Here is a 17965-nt window from a genome sequence, read left to right as displayed (position 1 = left end):
CATTTTCAATGGCTAGTATCGGAAAAATCATCGGCGTCAACGGTAACTTGATTCGCGTCAAGTTCGAAAGCGCCGTGTCTCAGAACGAAGTGGCTTACGCCAAGTTGCCCTCCAAGACTAAGGATGGCAAGTCCGAAATTATCCCGCTGAAGAGCGAAGTGATTCGTATCCGTGGCGATTATGCAGAACTTCAGGTGTTCGAAGATACCACCGGCCTTAAGGCTGGCGACGAAGTCGAATTCACTGGCGAACTGCTTTCTGTGGAACTGGGACCTGGTCTTCTGACTCAGGTGTTCGATGGTCTGCAGAACCCCCTGCCTGAACTTGCCGAACAGTGCGGCTTCTTCCTGCAGCGCGGTAAGTACCTGCCGGCTCTGCCCCGTGACCGCAAGTGGGCTTTCACTCCGGTTGCTAAGCCGGGTGATGTGCTGGTTGCTGGTGACACCATCGGTACCGTACCCGAAGGCGTGTTCACTCACCGCATCATGGTTCCCTTCAAGGTTCTCGGCAAGGTGACCGTAGAATCCGTCGTTGCCGCTGGCGAACACGTCGTGGAAGACGTTGTTGCCGTCGTGAAGAACGAAAAGGGCGAAAAGATTGAAATCAAGATGGTCCAGACCTGGCCGGTGAAGATGCCTATCAAGGCTTTCGAAGAACGTCTTCGCCCCACCAAGCCTTTGACCATGCAGCAGCGCATTGTGGATACCTTCTTCCCTGTGATGCAGGGTGGTACCTTCTGTACTCCGGGCCCCTTCGGTGCTGGTAAGACTGTGCTGCAGCAGCTCATGAGCCGTTATGCTGACGTGGACATCGTGATCCTGGCCGCTTGCGGTGAACGTGCTGGTGAAGTGGTGGAAACCCTTCGCGAATTCCCTGAGTTGATTGACCCCCGTACCGGTAAGTCCCTCATGGAACGTACTTTGATTATTTGTAACACTTCTTCCATGCCGGTGGCTGCTCGTGAAGCTTCCGTTTACACTGGCGTGACCCTGGCTGAATACTATCGCCAGATGGGTCTGAACGTGTTGCTGCTTGCTGACTCTACTTCTCGTTGGGCACAGGCTCTTCGTGAAATGTCTGGCCGTCTGGAAGAAATTCCGGGTGAAGAAGCCTTCCCGGCTTACTTGGAATCTGTGATTGCTGCCTTCTACGAACGCGGTGGCGTTGTTCGCCTGAAGGATGGTTCCACTGGTTCTGTGACCATCGGCGGTTCCGTTTCTCCTGCAGGTGGTAACTTCGAAGAACCGGTGACCCAGGCTACCTTGAAGGTGGTGGGCGCATTCCTCGGCCTTTCCCGTGAACGTTCCGACCAGCGCCGCTTCCCGGCAATCCACCCGCTGGATTCCTGGTCCAAGTACGAAGGCATTATCGATGTGAAGAAGGTTGCCGATGCTCGCAAGATTCTTGCTGCTGGCGTTGACGTCAACAACATGATGAAGGTGGTGGGCGAAGAAGGTACCTCCATCGATGACTTCATTACCTATCTTAAGTCTGAATACCTTGATGCAGTCTACCTGCAGCAGGACGCATACCACGAAATTGACGCTGCCTGCACCGGCGACCGTCAGAAGTATGTGTTCGACAAGGTCTACTCTATTTTGAAGACTCCTATGACTTTCGCAGAAAAGGACATTGCACGTACCTTCTTCCTGAAGCTGACTCAGGCTACTAAGGACTGGAACCGTGTGGCAATGGATTCTGCAGAATTCAAGGACATCGAATCCAATATTACTGCTTCCGTGAAGGAGGTAACTGTCAATGCATAATGTTGCTTACCATCGTATTGAACGCATCGCTGGTTCTGTGATCTCCCTGAGAGCAGAAGGCGTTGCTAACCAGGAACTGGCTCAGGTTACTAGCTCTTTCGGTACTTCTCTCGCCCGTGTGATCCGTATTGACGGTGACATGGTTGACCTGCAGGTTTTCGCAGGTGCCCGTGGCGTTTCTACCGACTCTGAAGTTCGCTTCCTTGGCGAACCTATGAAGGTTCCTTATTCCGAAGCTCTCCTTGGCCGCGTATTTAACGGTGCTGGCATGCCCCGTGACAACGGTCCCGAAGTAGACGGCGAACGCATTACCATTGGTGGTCCTTCTGTGAACCCGGCAAAGCGCGTGATTCCCAAGACCATGGTGCGTACCGGTATCCCCATGATTGACGTGTTCAACACTCTCGTGGTGTCCCAGAAGCTTCCGATCTTCTCTATCGCTGGTGAACCGTACAACGAACTGCTTGCCCGTATTGCTCTGCAGGCAGAAGTGGACGTGATCGTTCTTGGCGGTATGGGCCTGAAGCACGATGACTATCTGTACCTGAAGGATTACCTGGAAAAGAACGGTGCTCTTAGCCGTACCGTGATGTTCATGCACACTGCATCTGACCCCATTGTGGAATGCTTGCTGGTTCCGGATGCTTCTCTTGCTGTTGCCGAAAAGTTCGCAACCGAAGGCAAGAACGTGCTGGTGCTCCTCACCGACATGACCAACTTTGCTGACGCCATGAAGGAAATTGCAATTACCATGGAACAGATTCCGTCTAACCGTGGTTATCCTGGCGATCTTTACTCTTCTCTCGCTAGCCGTTACGAAAAGGCTGTGGACTTCACCGACGCAGGTTCTATTACCATCCTCGCTGTTACCACCATGCCGGGCGATGACGTGACCCATCCGGTTCCGGATAACACCGGTTACATTACCGAAGGTCAGTTCTATCTCCGTAAGGGCCGTATCGAACCGTTCGGTTCTCTGTCTCGTTTGAAGCAGCAGGTGAACGGTAAGACCCGTAGCGACCATCGTACCATCATGAATACCATGATCCAGCTCTATGCTTCCTTCAAGGAAACTCTTGAAAAGCAGTCTATGGGCTTCAACATGAGTACTTGGGACCAGAAGCTGTTGAAGTACGGTACTCGTTTCGAAAAGGAAATGATGGACCTGTCTGTGAACATTCCTCTGGAACAGGCTCTGGATCTGGGCTGGACAATCCTTGCTGATTGCTTCGAACCCGAAGAAACCGGTATTCCTTCCAAGATGATTAGTCAGTATTGGCCCAAGAAGGGGTAATTCATGGCTAAAGTCAAGTTAACCAAAAACGCCCTCAAGGCGGAACGCGACGCATTGAAGCGCTTCCAGCGCTATCTGCCGACGCTCTTGCTGAAAAAGCAACAGCTGCAGATGGAAATGCGTACGCTCCAGGAGAGGGTGATGGCAAAGCGAGAGGAGGAAGACAAACTCCGTAAGAGCATGTCCTCCTGGATTTCGCTGTATGCCGAACCTATCGATTGGTCTAAGTACCTGTCGGTGAAGGAAGTGCGCCAGGGCGAAGGAAACATCGCCGGTGTCCGCATTCCTACATTCGATGGGGTAGACTTTAATGTGACCATCCCTGACTTCTTTACTACGCCGGTTTGGCTGGACGACGGTATCCGTAGTCTGCAGGGCCTTATCTCCCTGCGCCTGGAACGCCGCGTTCTCGAAAAGCAGTACGAATTGCTTTCCATGGAACTCCGTACCACCAGCCAGCGTGTGAATCTTTTCGAAAAGGTCAAGATTCCCGAAGCCAAGGATAACATCCGTAAGATTAACATCTTCCTGGGTGACCAGCAGACTTCTGGTGTTGCACGTTCTAAGCTTGCCAAGGGCAAGTCTACCGCTCGTGCCGCAGCACAGGATGCCGCAGCCGCTCAGAATAAGGGGGTAGCCGCATGATTACTCCTATGAAGAAAGTAACCATTCTCTGCCTGGACAAGGATCGTGAAGCTTCTCTCGAAAAGCTCCGCGAAATGGGCATCCTTCATGTCACTCCGCTGGTTAACCCCACGGGCGTGAAGCTGAATGCTGCCAAGTCCAAGGTCACCCGAATCCGTAAGGCTCTTGAAGCAATTCCTGCCAAGGCAGGGAAGGATGCTGTCGCTCTGGACGCATCTGTTGCTGAAATGCCTGCTGTTGAAGCAGTCCACCAGATGGTGCAGGTCAAGAAGGACGCTACTGACGAAATCTCTAAGCTCCACAATGATTTGAACCGCCTGAACAACTTCGGCAATCTGGATCCCGAGACCGTGAAGTCTCTGGAAGAGAGCGGTGTTTTCGTAAAACTCTATGAAGTTGATCCCAGCAAGACTATTTCTGCTGCCGATGGCGCCGTCGTGCTGCCGTTTGGCCAGAACCTTACTGGCAATCTTTATGCAGTCATTAGCAAGGGTGAAGAACCTGCAGCCGTCAAGGATGCTGTGGAACTTCCTCTGCCGTCTATGTCTCTGGCTGAAATGCGCCAGAAGCTGGAAGCCGCAAGTGCTGAACTTGCAAAGGCTGACCAGACTCTGGAAGGTCTTGCTGCCAAGCGTTCCGAAATCGATTCTGAACTGGCTGACGCCGACGAAGAATATGATCTTCAGGAAGCTGCAAGCGGTATGCTTGCAGGTGCAAGCATCGCCATGATCCAGGGTTTCGCTCCTGCTACTCGCATGAACGAAATTCAGGAAGCAGCAAAGGCAAACGGCTGGGGCGTCCGTGAAGAAGATCCTTCCGACGACGACATGGTTCCCACGCTTTTGACCCACAAGCCCATTGCGAAACCCATGCAGTTCCTGTACGATATTATCGGTATCGTTCCGGGCTACAAGGAAATCGACGTTTCCGCAGTGTTCCTGGCTTTCTTCAGCCTGTTCTTTGCCATCATCGTTGGTGATGCCTTCTACGGAGCTCTGTTCCTGGCACTCACTATCGTTGCCCGCAAGAAGGCTCCGAAATCCAAGAGTGCAGGCTTTAGCTTTATGTACCTTATGAGTGGTGCGACCATCGTTTGGGGCATCATGAATGCAAGCTATCTTGGTTTGACTCCGGAAATTGCTCCCTGGGTTGCAAATCTTGATTTGGCGAATGCATCCTTCTGCCCCGAGGGTCTGAAGAATGCCATGCATTGGATCCGTCAGTCTTCCAACATGCAGTTCTTCTGTTTCTGCATTGCAGTGGTCCATCTGACTATTGCACACGTTTGGAATGTGATTGTCCAGATCCAGCGTAAGAGTACTACAGCTCTGGCTCAGGTTGGCTGGCTGTTCTCCACCTGGTACATGTTCTTCCTGGCAGGAAACATGGTGCTGGGCGACAAGGTCCCGGAAGTGTTCAGAAACTTCTTCAGCGGTCCTACTTCCGCTCCGATGATCTATGTGCTCATCGCTGGTGTAGTGCTTCTGGTGCTGTTCTCTGTGCCTCCTTCCAAGCTCAAGGAAGAATGGATTTCTATTCCTATGCTCGCCTTGAACATCGTGAACAACTTCGTGGATGTGATTAGCTACATCCGTCTGTTCGCAGTGGGCCTTTCCGGTGCTGCCATTGCAGAATCCTTCAGCGAAATGCTTTCGCCCATGTTCGGTTCTGTAGGCGGTCTCCTTGGTGCAGCCGTTGTGCTACTCTTTGTTCATGCCCTGAACATTGCACTTGCCGTCATGGGTGTGGCGGTTCACGCAGTGCGTTTGAACACCCTTGAATTTTCTAACGGCCTTGACCTGCAGTGGAGCGGTTTTGGCTTTAACCCGTTCAAGAAACGGAAAAACGTTTAATAACAACAAGTAGAGGATAAAAATATGTTAGATCACGAAACCATGGTTACTCTCGGCAAGATGGGTGCAGCAGCAGCTCTCGGCCTCGGTGCTCTCGGTTCTGCCCTTGGTTGCGGTACCGCTGGTATGTCTGCAATCACCGTCTGGAAGAAGGCTTACGCTCAGGGCAAGAGTGCTCTCTTCACTCTCCTTGTGTTTGTGGGTGCTCCCATTTCCCAGACCATTTACGGCATGCTCCTGATGAACTTCATCCTGGGTGCAGCAAATGCTGAAAACTTCAACAACTGGGCTGCTTGCCTCGGTGCCGGTATCTTCGGCGGCCTCGGCATGATGGCTTCCGCATGGTTCCAGGGAAAGGCTGGTGCTGTTGCTTGTGACGCTTTGGGCGAAACCGGCAAGGGCATGGTGAACTACCTGATGGTTCTCGGTGTGGTCGAAACTGTTGCCCTGTTCGTCATGGTGTTCGCAACCCAGACCTTCGCTTAATTGATTGATTCGTAACCTTTGAGGTAAAGAATGGATCAAGAAACAATAGTGACTCTCGGCAAGATGGGCGCCGCCGCGGCTCTCGGTCTTTCCGCAGTCGGCTCTGCAATGGGTTGCAGTACTGCCGGCATGGCGGCGATCGGATCGTGGAAGAAAGCCTACCTTAAGGGGAAGAACGCTATGTTCACCTTGCTTGTGTTCGTGGGCGCACCTATTGCGCAGACGATTTATGGCATGCTCCTGATGAATACCATCTTGAATGCATGCAACAAGCCTGATTTCCACAACTGGGCTGCTTGCCTGGGTGTGGGCATCTTCGGTGGACTGGGCATTATGTTCTCCGGATGGTATGTGGGCAAGGCAGCATCTAATGCCTGTAACGGTTTGGGCGAAACCGGCAAGGGTCTAGTGAACAGCCTGATGGTGCTTGGCGTGGGTGAAACCGTTGCCTTGTTCATCATGGTGTTCTCGATGATGTTAGTGTCGTAGCCCTTCGCGTAAATCGCAATTGAAGAACCTCGCGCAGAATATGCGTGGGGTTCTTTTTTTCTATCTTGTGCGCCGCGATGTCACAATTTATTAAGCGGTTTAACAGATTCCTGGTGGTCAACGGCTATATGCCGAAGATCTTCCTTGCGGCTGTAATCGGTTTTGTGACGGGTCTTGTGGCGGTTGCCTTCCATTTTGGTTTGGGACTGGCAACATCCTTGGTGAAAATGCCCTGGACAGGGGAAAACGCTCTTCCCTGGTGGACTTTCGCCATTATGCCTGCCATTGGCGGCTTAATTGTGGGTGTCATCATTTATGTCATCGCCAAGGCTCCCGAAACTGCGGGACAGGGCACGGATAACATGATCAAGTCCTTCCATCATGAAGGTGGAAAGATTCGTAAACGTGTCGCTCCCGTAAAATTCTTGACCAGTATTATCACGCTGGCTACTGGCGGTAGTGCTGGTTACGAAGGCCCCATTTCCCAGATTGGTTCCGGAGTGGCATCCACCCTCTGTCATGGCTTCAAAATGCCCCAGAGTTTGCGTCGCCAGTTTACTTTGGCAGGTACTGCCGCTGGCCTGGGCTCTATCTTCAAGGCTCCTCTGGCAGGTGCGTTGACTTCTGTGGAAGTCCTTTACCGCGAAGATTTTGAATCCAATGCATTTGCGACTTCGATCGTTTCTTCCGTCGTTGCCTTTACTGTCTATATTGCCTTTGTGGGGACGGAACCTGCTATTGCGGGCGTCCCGGTGTTCCCCTTTGCCAATGCGGTGGAATTGGGATGCTGTGCTGTTCTTGGCATATTGTGCTTCCCCTTCTCTTACTTGTATGTGCGCTGCTATAGCGAATCCGAGAATCGATTTGCCCGCTGGCAAGTTCCCAACTGGATTAAGCCTGCTATTGGCGGCCTGATGATTTCTGTGCTGGTGCTGGCTTACCCCGAAGTGGCTGGTGGTGGTTTTGAATTCATCGGCGAAGTGATGGGTGCCATGATGCCTCATACCATCTGGGGTGTTTTACTGCTGCTTGCCATTGTGCTGGCAAAGATTGTGGCAACAGGATTGACGGTGGGTTCCGGCGGATCCGGTGGCGTATTCGGACCGTCCCTGTTTATCGGTGGCGTGCTGGGAGCTGCCTTTGCGGGCGTTTGCGAACTGGTTGCCCCTGGCGTGATTCGTTCTCCCGAAATGTTTATCTTGGTAGGCATGGCCGCTTTCTTTGCTGGAGCTGCCAAGGCTCCCATTGCAGGCGTGGTCATGGTTTGCGAAATGACCGGAAGTTACAGCTTGCTGCCTGGACTTTTGATTGCAGCCGTGATGCACATTGCCTTCTCCAGACCTTGGAGCATTTACAAGAGCCAGGTCCTGAACAAGTTTGCTTCCCCTGCTCACCGTGGCGACATGGATGTGGATGTGTTGAAGGTAACCACCGTCGGCGATGTGATTGAACATTGCGAAATGAAAACCCTCCGCGGTGAAGATTCCCTTTCCGACGTCCTGAAGGATATTGAAGTGGACTACGTCTATCCCGTTTACGAAGGTACTTCCAGAACACCTGCGGGACTTTCCCTCGGCCACGAACATACGGGAACTTACATCGGCTTGCTGGATATGTCCATCGTGAAGAATGCTTACATCAGCTCTCCGGACTTGATTCAGCACTTGCTGATTTCCGACTGTACCGTAAGGGCCCCCATGCTGCTGGATACTATGGATTTGCATTCCGCTCTGCGGATTTTCGTTCGCACGTCGCTGCAGGAACTTTGCGTTAAGAATAAGAACGGGGAAGTGATAGGCGTCTTAAGCCACGGCGCCATCTTTAAGGCATACGACAAGATTGTGCAGCAGAAAGCGAGTTGAGCTAGGATGCAGTCTCTCTTTTGATTAACCAAGCTCGTTAACTGCGTCTAGATATTCGCTGAGGTTTCTGGCCTTGGCGATTTTCTTTATAGTGTGCTTTGGGAGATAGTTGGACATTTCTGGATTGGTCTGGGCGGCTTCTGTGGCGTATGTCCAGAAGGGGCGAATCTTATCCAGGATTTGGGAATCGCCCTGGAGACGCTTGCGGTAATCGGCCAGAAGGGAACTGTGTATTTTGATGAGCGCCGGGATGGGATTGCCTGTTTTTTTTGAACCAGCTTGATATTGCGTTGCCAATGCGGGATTGGCCAGCAGGCCGCGGCCGATCATGATCCCCTTGAGGTTCGGGAAGCGGTCAGCGATGGCTTGAATGTCCTTAGTGCTGGAGATGTCACCGTTGAATATAACGGGATGTTTGCAACCCTCGTAGAACGCCTTGAATCCTTCGAAGTCCAGAGCGCCCTTATACTGTTGGATGCCTAACCGCGGGTGCATCGTGATGTGGGCGAGGGGGGCTTCATTCAGGAGAGGCAATAGGGCTAGACATTCCTCGGGGGAGGTGTAGCCTAGACGCATCTTGACGCTGAATTTAATGGATTCTTCACTACGTTCAGAATGACGAGGGGTTGCTCGTTTTGATATTTCCTGGAAGATTTCCTTTACGGCGTCTACTCGCGGGAGGAGCCCGGAACCGCGGCCCGACTTTGCCTGCATGGGGAAGGGGCACCCCATATTAATGTCTATTTGCGGGAAGACTTCATCGGCTGCAAAACCGTAATCTTGTTTCTGCTTTTGGATAGCGTCTATTAGAATGCGGAGTTCTGCTGCGTCGCGGCAGATGACCTGCGGAATGACGTTGTAAAAGTGACTGGTTTCATCATCACTTGCTTGGTATGCCTGATTCTCGCAATGACATTCATTGGTTCGTTGGCTTTTGATGAATTCCAGGTCCTGCTGTAGATTCCGCAAATCCTTGGGGCGGACTTCACCTTTTTCCACCCGAAGGAAGGGGGTGTAGTACGCGTCCACTCCGCCTACATAAGAAAAATGCGCTTGGCGGTAAGCGCATTCGGTAAATCCTTGAAGGGGAGCGAAGTAGATTGGCTTCATGTCCAGCTAATTTAGGAACATTTCAGCACTTGACCCGGGCGGATGCTGTCGCTGCGGAGGCCATTGAGGCGTTTCAGCTTGCCTACGGTGGTTCCGTACTTGCGGGCGATCTTACCCAGGCAATCGCCACGACGTACCTTGTAGTAGCGGTGCTTGGAAAGTTCCTTCTGGTATTCGTCTTCCACGGCCTGGATTTGCGCCGGGTCGATTTCTGCCATGGCAGAAACGTAATTGCCTTCCTGGAAATTGAAGACGGTAGTGGGGTCAATATAGACGCCATTATACTTCATTTCGAAATGGAGGTGTGCGCCGAAGGAACGTCCCGTGTTGCCGCCAACACCTACGGTGTCGCCAGCCTGGAGTTCGTCACCCACCTTTACCTTCCAGCTAGCCAAGTGGGCGTAGAGTGTAGTAAGGCCATTTCCGTGATCGATAATCACATACTTGCCGTAACCTTTACGGCGACCCTGGTTACGAACCAGCTTCACCTTGCCTGCAAATGCTGCGACGATGGTGCGGTCTTCTCCATGACACAAGCCCAGGTCAACACCGCGGTGCATGCGGTAGGTGCGTAGTCCATAGGGACCTGCAATACGTCGGCTTTCGGTGGGGATGGCGGCCTTGCTCATGTCCAGGGCAAGCTTGCTGTTGCCATTGGCGGCATCGCTTTCCATGGCAGCGGCCAGTTCGGCGTCCGCTTCTTCCTGGGACATTTCCTTTTCGTCATCGGCTTCGGAGGTGCTATCGGCTTCGGTGTCAACCGCTGCAACAGCTGCTGCTGATGCCTCTGATTCGGAAATTGCCTTTGCAGGAGCATCGATGTTGCCTGCGTCGGCGGAGTCAATGGCGGGATTGCCAGAAAATTCACTTTCGGTAACAGCCACGCTTTGGGCGGCTTCATTGGGCGCTGTGTTTGCATCCTGGGCGAAAATAGCCAGGGGCAGGGCACAGAGGGTAATGATCGTCTTGAAATTCATGGTAGTGGTGGCAAAGATACCTTTTTTTTACCTGAATGTCATAATTGTAAGCTATTTAGTTGTTTGACCTATCAATTTGTGTTCTATAAACGTTCTCAAGAATACAAGCTCTAGTATTTCTTTTCTATATTTGCCCCCCGTCAGGGCCTATCATCCAGGTAGGTTCCTAGTCCGGCCAAAGGATATGCCTGCAAAGTTCAGGTTCGGCCGAAAAAGGATATATAAAATGGCAAAGAAAGTACAGGATGCCCTCAAGGACATCATCTCCCTCTGCAAGCGCCGCGGTTTCATTTTCCCGGGTTCCGAAATTTATGATGGTTTGGCAAATACTTGGGACTACGGTCCGTATGGTGTCGAACTGAAGCGCAACATCAAGAACCTCTGGTGGAAGAAGTTCGTTACTTCCCGTAAGGATGTTCTCGGTCTTGATAGCTCCATTCTCTTGAACCCCCGCGTTTGGAAGGCTTCCGGCCACGTCGGTAACTTCTCTGACCCGCTGGTTGACTGCTTGGCTTGCCATGAACGTTTCCGCGCTGACCACCTGCTGGAAGAAAAGCTGGGTGACGGCTGCTGCGCCGGCAAGAACTTCGACCAGATCGCAGAATTGATGGTTGAAAACAAGATCGAATGCCCGAGCTGCGGCAAGACCGAGTTCACCAAGCCCCGCGCATTCAACCTGATGTTCCAGACCGAAATCGGCGTTATCGAAGGTGAAGGTAACAAGGTTTACCTCCGTCCGGAAACCGCTCAGGGTATCTTCGTTGACTTCAAGAACATCGTTGACAACGTTCGCCCCCGCATTCCGTTTGGCGTCGGTCAGATCGGTAAGTCCTTCCGTAACGAAATTACCCCGGGTAACTTCATTTTCCGTACCCGCGAATTCGAACAGATGGAACTGGAATTCTTCTGCGAACCGGGCACCGAACTTGACTGGTACAACTTCTGGCGCAAGTACTGCTTCAACTGGCTCATCAAGGACCTGGGCGTGAACGAATCCAAGCTCCGCCTCCGCGAACATGCCAAGGAAGAACTTTCTCACTACTCCAACGGTACCACCGACGTTGAATACGAATTCCCGTTCGGTTGGGGCGAACTGTGGGGTATCGCAAGCCGTACCAACTTCGACTTGACTGCTCACCAGAACGAATCCAAGGTTAAGCAGGAATACAACGACCAGGTGAACAACAAGCGTTACGTTCCGTACGTTGTTGAACCGTCCCTGGGTGTGGAACGCTTGCTCCTCGTTCTCCTCTGCGACGCCTACGAAGTCCAGAAGCTCGAAAACGATGAACGTACCGTTCTCCACTTCGACCCGAAGGTTGCTCCGGTTAAGGTTGCCGTGCTCCCGCTGGTTAAGAAGGGACAGGTCAAGGCTAAGGCTGAAGAACTGTACGAACAGCTGCTCCAGCGCTGGAACGTTGAATACGATGAAACTCAGTCCATTGGTAAGCGTTACCGCCGTCAGGACGAACTGGGTACTCCGTTCTGCGTTACCGTCGACTTCGACACCGTTGGCGAAGGCGAATCCGATCCGGCAAAGCTGGGCTACGTCACCGTCCGTGAACGTGACTCCATGCAGCAGGAACTGGTTAAGATCGACGAACTGGAAGCATACCTGGCTGCAAAGCTTGGTTGCTAAGGTGATGCAGGGGAAAACCTAAGTTTTTCCCCTGGACTCCTTTCCTTTACAGCAAGGCTACTCGCAAGGGTGGCCTTCTTTTTATATTTACGACATGCTCAACAAACTGTTTAAATCTATCATCGACCAGGACAACGCGAACATTGTTGTTTGCGACTTGGACCACAAGATTGTGTACATGAACCCGATCGCTTGTGAACGTTATGCCAAGCGTGGGGGAGCCGCCCTAGTGAGCCGTAGCCTTATGGACTGCCATAATCCGGATTCCCAGGAAAAGATCCGCAAGGTTATCGCCTGGTTCGCCGAGAGCCCGAGCAACAACCGCGTTCATACCTTCTTCAACGACAAGCAGAACAAGGACGGCTACATGGTCGCCCTCCGCGACGAAGACGGTACACTTATAGGCTACTACGAGAAGCACGAGTATCGCGATAAGGATGAAACTCCGTTCTATCAGCTTTAATTTTGAACACTAGCTGATACATACTACGTTGTAAAAAAACTTTACCGGCAGACGTTTTTTGCTTGTTTTTAAGGATTAACTTTTTAGTTTATTAGACTTTTTTTTATCCAAATTCTATATTTCCTCGCGAGGTAAAAGGTTATGCGAGGATTATATTGGATTCTTGCGCTTATAAGCGTAATTTTCGTAGCTTGCACCACAGATGCTGGCTATGACCCCCGTCCGCAATATGCGGACAAAAATGTGGATTACATTGTAGATGGTTTCTGGGGGTCTGTATCTAGGGATGATTCCTATCTGCCAAAGTGCACAGATTCTCTTGACGGCAAGCTCTTTTATATGGTGAGCAACGCCCTAGTCTATGCCTGTATTGACAAGGATTGGACCGAAATTCGATCTCTGCCTAGCACCGCTCCGGAATTAGAGGGCTTGCCTTATTATGATCCGGATGCTCGACAGACTGTTCCTGCGAATAGAATTGATTATTCCACCAGTTCCTTCGTGGATTCTCGTGATGGCCGTACTTATAAGACGGTTATCGTAGGTGGCCTGGAATGGATGGCGGAAAATCTGGATTATGATGGCGGCAATAACACAACCTATGATGATTGCGTCAACTTGCTGGGGGCAAAGAACTGCAGACTCTATACTAGGTATTACATGGTGGGTGGCCCCGGTTCTACCCTGGATAGTATTTGCCCAGCGGGTTTTAAACTCCCGTATATGGATCAGTATAAGGACTTGTGGGATATTGTGGGTGGTTATGTGGTTGCAGGAAAGGCTCTCAAAAGCAAGACTTTTGTAGGTGACAAGAATCGCAAGGGTGAGGATGTCATTGGGTTTAATGCACTTCCTACAGGCTTTAAGGATAACATCGCGTATCGTGAAGCTGGTAGTGCCGCTGCATTTATGACCGTTGATGGTTACATCATGTGGGTTTCCGGTGATGATGACCACGCTTATTACACGAACTATCAGTCTGGTGAATATTATTCTGTTCGCTGTGTAAGGAGTGCCCGATGAAACGATTTGCTTTATTGATGATTGTTGTTTCTGCAATTTTCTTTTTCATTACGGCTTGCTCCTCTACGGAATACATGGTGCGTTATTCCGATGAAAAACGTGCTCCGCTGGATTCCCTTACCAAGGTGAGTTTTATCTATGGGCCGGAACTCCCCATTATTCCCGAGAATACGGAACTGGTGGCGGTGATGCAGACCAATACGAATTCTGACTGTAAGGTAGATGATGCGGTGGCTGCCCTTGAAAATGCGGCAAGGGAACTTGGTGCTGATCTTGTATTTGTGAAAAAGTACGAGAATAAGATTGTGAGTCGAGGCTTTTATGCGGGTGGCATTTATGTAAGCCGCATGGAAGAATGTCAAGTTTTAACGGCTGACCTGTTGGCCACAAAGTAGGGGTGTAAAGATGAAGAATATTGTATTTGCACTTCTTGCTTTGACGTCTTCTCTTGTTTTTGCAAAGGACTTCAGCAGTTTTGAACAGAGCCTGTTTGATAAGCCTGCCGCTGAAAAGAATTCTGAAGATTCAACAGAATCGATGGATTCAACGGAATCTACGGCGGTTGAAAGCAATAATTCTCTGGATGAATTTGAAAAATCCTTGATGACATCGCCTACGGAATTGGAACCCATCTATGTCTGTCGTGATCAGATTCTGGAAGCGGTTCAGAAGAAAGATTCCAAGAAAGTGGCGGAATTGGTGAATCAGCTGAAAGGCTTGGAATCTAGAAGAGTTGCTTCCTATTTGCCGTTTGAATTGGAAACTATTTATACGGAAATGAATATGCTGGACCAATTGACGGACCACTATGTGGATCATTACCGTACTCTTCTGGATACCGGCAAATATGATTCCGATGTGCATACCATCAAAGACGATCCCCTATATCTTCATGTGGTCAAGTTCTGGAAATCTCAGGATACAACAAAGGCTCCCTATGAATTGGTTGTTGCGAAAATCAACAACTCCAGGCTTCCCGATGTGAAACGTCGCAAGCTGGAAATTCTTTCCATGTTGCGCTTTGCCTATATGGATGAAAAGGTGGGGCAGGATGTCCGTGCCCTGACTGAAGCCTTTGTGGAAAAGTATCCCGATGATCCTGATGCACCCTGGATGAAACATACCATTCTGGGACCTCTTTCTCGCATGAGCATCTGGGATTTAAAGATGCTGAAGCGCCGTGAAAATAAGGAGACGGTCATCGAGAATAAGCTTTATACGGGCGGCTTTGGCTTCAACCTTTATTTGGCCATGGGTGGTTTCGGGATTGGTTACGAGGATGTCTATCGTAATGACATTTATGAACCGGATCCTGTTCCTGTGAACTGGGAATTCTATATCCAGTTTGGCCGCTTTACTGCCTTGCTGGAACTGGTCAATTCTGGGGTTTCCGGAATTTCCTCCTTTGGATGGGGCCTGGGCTGGGTGGTTTACGATTCCCGTTATCTAAAGGTTCGCCCTTATTTTGGCGCTGAAACGTCCTATATGAATTACCGCTACAAGAATAACTATGTGGTGGGCGGTACGAGCTTAAGCCCTGCCGGTAATTCCGAATCATCCGGACTTGATGAAGAAGGATTCCGTGGCATTCTTGGTGTCAATGTGGATTTCAAGTTTATTACCGCTTACTTCCTGGCCTCCAGCAGTAAACTTTCTAGCCTCTCTGTGGTGGGCAAGTTTGGTGTTTCTTCTATGGACATTGATACGAATGTTGCAAAGGGCGAAGGCTATGAAGCATTCTTTGCCTTGGGTTTAGGCATTTATCTTTGGTAATTCATGAAAAGAATTGTCTTGTATTTATTGGTTCTTCTTGCTGTATCCGTCTTTGCAGAAGGCGGACAGGTTTCCAAGAAGGAATTGTTTAGTAGAGCCCGCGATGTCCTGAAGGAATCTCTGGAAAGTGGCGATACTGCTCGGGCAGGGGAGGCTCTGGATTACCTGAAGGCCAATTTGGATAATGGCGCCCCGCTGACGGCAAACGAGGAATACTATGCCAATATGGGGATGCATCGTTACGGGGATGCTCTCGAAACCTATTTTGAGGGGCGCAGGCTTTTCCTGGATATGGACTACAATCCTTACGATCCGGCACTTCATGCCAGAGTTCAAGAAAAAGACGGATTGAATTATTACTTGACCGCAAATGCTGATGAAATCACGAGAAGTCAAGTGGACTCTCTGGATAATTTGATTGCATCCACGGATATTGATCAAGAACGTAAGGATCTGTTTAGCGTGTTACTGCTTTCGGAACTGGTTTTTGGACAGAATGGTTATATGGTTCCTGGCACTTATCATGTTGCCATCGGTGTTAGGGAAACTGCATATGCAGATGAATTTGTGAAGCGTGCTGAAGATTTCGTCCAGAAGTATCCTAATTCAGTTCATGCGGGGTATTTGAAAAAGGGCCTTATTCCCATGGCTCAAGAATATGTCGACTTCCAAAAGGAACCTTTGAAGCACAAGTTCTATACTGGCGGATATGGCGCTTATTATTCCAGATGGTGGGGTGGTATTACTGGTGATGCTTCCAACTTTATCAAGATGGATATGGGTACCTATATGCTGGAATTTGAAATGCAGTTCTGGCGAGTGAATCTGGGCGCTTTTGTTGCTTATGGTATTGATGCCGAACGGAAATACGTTGATAGTGATTCTCCGTCCTATGATGAAGATGATGGTTACAGCATTGGTTTTACCGCTGGTTTTGATGTCTTTGATTCGAAATTCCTGAAGGTCGTACCCTTTATCGGTATTGGTGCCACCACCATTGAAGTCTTGGAAATAGATGCCCATAATCATTTCTTGATGGGATCAAATCTTGATATCCGCATTTGGACTACAACTCCTCGCCGAATGAGAGCACCCGTCGCTTCTGTCCAGCTTCGCCTGAAGTATATGGCAAAGTTCTCCAGCTATAGCGATAAATATCGCGACGAGAACGGTGTGTATCATTCTGTGTCAGGAGATTATACCAATCATGCGTTCTCTGTGGGTTTAGGTATTTACTGGTGGTAATATGATGAAACGATTGATTGTCCTGGCTTTGTTTCTTGCAAGTTTTCTCTTTGCGGAAGAGACTGCTCAGGAACCTGCATTTCTGGCTAATTCACAACCTTCCAAGAAGGAACTTTATTCCCGTGCCCGCGAAGCCTTGAAAGAAGCTCTTGAAAATAAGGACATGGAGAGGGCTGCCACTGCATTTGAATACCTGCAGGCCGGCGTTTCCAACGGGGCTCCTCTGAATCGTTTTGAGGAATACCTGATTTACTCCGAACTCAATCGCTATGACGAGGCCATCCGCGAGTATGCAAATCGCCGCCGTTTGGTTATGGATTCTAGCTATACTCCGGAACAGGAAAATCGCATTACGGTTGAGGATAACTTAAGCAAATACCTCTATCGTGGCCTTAAACCGTTTACTCCTGAAATTGGCGATTCCCTTTACAATCGTGCGGTACAGTCTGACGCCAGTCAAGAAAATAAGGACCTTTATGGAGTCCTCCTGGCGGCAGAACATGTGATTGGTATTCAGACCATTGAATATGGAAGCAAAATTTTCTTCTATCGAGTCGTTCGCGATACTATAAGGGCTGAAGATTTCCTGAAACGAGCTAAAGAGTTTGTATGGAAATACCCGATGTCAGAACATGCGGAGTATCTAAAAAATCAGACGATTCCCTTTGTGCAGGGAGTGATGGATGAAGAACGCCTGTTTGCTAGGGACCCCTGGGCACACAAGTACTATACAGGTGGACTTGGGGTTTATGCGGGTAAGTGGCTCGGGTTCCTTAGTGGAGAGGCTACGGACTACTTGAGGGATCGAATGGGAACCAGCTTCTATGTTGAAGCGGAACTGCAAATCAAGCGTTTTTCCCTTGGGGTGTTCTGGTCTTTTGGCTTGGTCACGAAACCTAAGTTTAATTATCAGATTTGGGGAACCTATGAGGATGAAAGTGTTGGTGTAACCTTGGGCTATACAGCTTTTGATTCTAGATTTTTGAAAGTTACCCCCTTCCTTGGCTACGGATCTACGGACTTGGAGACTATGGAAATGTATATCGATCCCCAATATATTCTGGGGGTCAATATTGATTCCCACCTGATTGCCACAAGACCTTCCCACATGGGAGCGATTTCCTTTGGACTTAATGTTCGTTTCAAGTACATGATGCAAATCGGTACCTTTGACGATTCTGAAACGATGTCCAGGTCATATAAATATGACGATGATGGGAATAGGGTTCGTGCAGATAACATCAAGGGGATTGAAGCGACTGCAATTAACCACACCTTTGCTCTGGAGTTAGGCTTAATCGCCTGGTAAAATTTCTATCTTGTTGACGTTCAAAATTTAA

General features: G+C 49.9%; 16 protein-coding genes. 14 read left to right on the top strand and 2 right to left on the bottom strand.

Annotated features, from left to right (window positions below; all coding sequences use genetic code 11):
- Positions 1 to 8 precede the first annotated feature (8 nt).
- From BUB59_RS01830 to BUB59_RS01800, 7 genes are all read left to right on the top strand, one after another.
- Positions 9 to 1766, top strand: a complete 1758-nt coding sequence (locus BUB59_RS01830; RefSeq protein ID WP_073225091.1) for a V-type ATP synthase subunit A — start codon at positions 9 to 11, stop codon at positions 1764 to 1766.
- Positions 1759 to 3060, top strand: coding sequence for a V-type ATP synthase subunit B (locus tag BUB59_RS01825; RefSeq protein ID WP_073225090.1), 1302 nt, complete (start codon positions 1759 to 1761; stop codon positions 3058 to 3060). The genes BUB59_RS01830 and BUB59_RS01825 overlap by 8 nt, the downstream gene beginning before the upstream one ends.
- A gap of 3 nt (positions 3061 to 3063) precedes the next feature.
- Positions 3064 to 3705: a V-type ATP synthase subunit D gene (locus tag BUB59_RS01820; protein ID WP_073225089.1), complete on the top strand. Its 642-nt coding sequence runs from the start codon at positions 3064 to 3066 to the stop codon at positions 3703 to 3705.
- Positions 3702 to 5558, top strand: coding sequence for a V-type ATP synthase subunit I (locus tag BUB59_RS01815; RefSeq protein ID WP_073225087.1), 1857 nt, complete (start codon positions 3702 to 3704; stop codon positions 5556 to 5558). The genes BUB59_RS01820 and BUB59_RS01815 overlap by 4 nt, the downstream gene beginning before the upstream one ends.
- Positions 5559 to 5582: 24 nt before the next feature.
- Positions 5583 to 6044: a V-type ATP synthase subunit K gene (locus tag BUB59_RS01810; RefSeq protein ID WP_233488164.1), complete on the top strand. Its 462-nt coding sequence runs from the start codon at positions 5583 to 5585 to the stop codon at positions 6042 to 6044.
- A 30-nt stretch (positions 6045 to 6074) separates the two neighbouring features.
- Positions 6075 to 6533, top strand: a complete 459-nt coding sequence (locus BUB59_RS01805) for a V-type ATP synthase subunit K (RefSeq protein ID WP_073225086.1) — start codon at positions 6075 to 6077, stop codon at positions 6531 to 6533.
- A gap of 77 nt (positions 6534 to 6610) precedes the next feature.
- On the top strand, positions 6611 to 8395 hold the full coding sequence (locus BUB59_RS01800; RefSeq protein ID WP_083540122.1) for a chloride channel protein: 1785 nt from the start codon (positions 6611 to 6613) through the stop codon (positions 8393 to 8395).
- Between the two features lie 24 nt (positions 8396 to 8419).
- Here BUB59_RS01800 and BUB59_RS01795 read toward each other — a convergent pair whose 3' ends face one another.
- Both BUB59_RS01795 and BUB59_RS15735 read right to left on the bottom strand, forming a co-directional pair.
- Positions 8420 to 9505, bottom strand: coding sequence for a tRNA-dihydrouridine synthase family protein (locus BUB59_RS01795; RefSeq protein ID WP_073225084.1), 1086 nt, complete (start codon positions 9503 to 9505; stop codon positions 8420 to 8422).
- Positions 9506 to 9516: 11 nt separating this feature from the next.
- Positions 9517 to 10482, bottom strand: a complete 966-nt coding sequence (locus BUB59_RS15735; RefSeq protein WP_073225083.1) for a peptidoglycan DD-metalloendopeptidase family protein — start codon at positions 10480 to 10482, stop codon at positions 9517 to 9519.
- Between the two features lie 226 nt (positions 10483 to 10708).
- On the opposite strand from BUB59_RS15735, the gene BUB59_RS01785 reads away from it, so the two are divergent.
- The 7 genes from BUB59_RS01785 (at position 10709) to BUB59_RS01755 (ending at position 17934) form a co-directional block, all read left to right on the top strand.
- Complete coding sequence (locus tag BUB59_RS01785; RefSeq protein WP_073225082.1) at positions 10709 to 12121, top strand: glycine--tRNA ligase; 1413 nt, start codon at positions 10709 to 10711, stop codon at positions 12119 to 12121.
- A gap of 94 nt (positions 12122 to 12215) precedes the next feature.
- Complete coding sequence (locus tag BUB59_RS01780; protein ID WP_073225080.1) at positions 12216 to 12584, top strand: PAS domain-containing protein; 369 nt, start codon at positions 12216 to 12218, stop codon at positions 12582 to 12584.
- 141 nt (positions 12585 to 12725) lie between these two features.
- The gene (locus BUB59_RS01775; protein ID WP_083540121.1) at positions 12726 to 13607 is read left to right on the top strand and encodes an FISUMP domain-containing protein; all 882 of its coding nucleotides are present in this window, start codon (positions 12726 to 12728) and stop codon (positions 13605 to 13607) included.
- Positions 13604 to 14002, top strand: a complete 399-nt coding sequence (locus BUB59_RS01770) for a hypothetical protein (RefSeq protein WP_143160179.1) — start codon at positions 13604 to 13606, stop codon at positions 14000 to 14002. Before BUB59_RS01775 ends, BUB59_RS01770 begins: the two co-directional genes overlap by 4 nt.
- A gap of 10 nt (positions 14003 to 14012) precedes the next feature.
- On the top strand, positions 14013 to 15380 hold the full coding sequence (locus BUB59_RS01765) for a hypothetical protein (RefSeq protein ID WP_073225075.1): 1368 nt from the start codon (positions 14013 to 14015) through the stop codon (positions 15378 to 15380).
- Between the two features lie 3 nt (positions 15381 to 15383).
- Positions 15384 to 16625 (top strand): hypothetical protein, encoded by a 1242-nt coding sequence (locus BUB59_RS01760; protein WP_143160178.1) that lies wholly within the window; start codon positions 15384 to 15386, stop codon positions 16623 to 16625.
- Between the two features lies 1 nt (position 16626).
- Positions 16627 to 17934: an outer membrane protein assembly factor BamD gene (locus tag BUB59_RS01755; RefSeq protein ID WP_143160177.1), complete on the top strand. Its 1308-nt coding sequence runs from the start codon at positions 16627 to 16629 to the stop codon at positions 17932 to 17934.
- Positions 17935 to 17965 lie beyond the last annotated feature (31 nt).

The organism is Fibrobacter sp. UWEL (assembly GCF_900142535.1).
Taxonomy (GTDB): Bacteria; Fibrobacterota; Fibrobacteria; order Fibrobacterales; family Fibrobacteraceae; genus Fibrobacter.
This window is presented reverse-complemented; position numbering and strand designations above follow the sequence as displayed.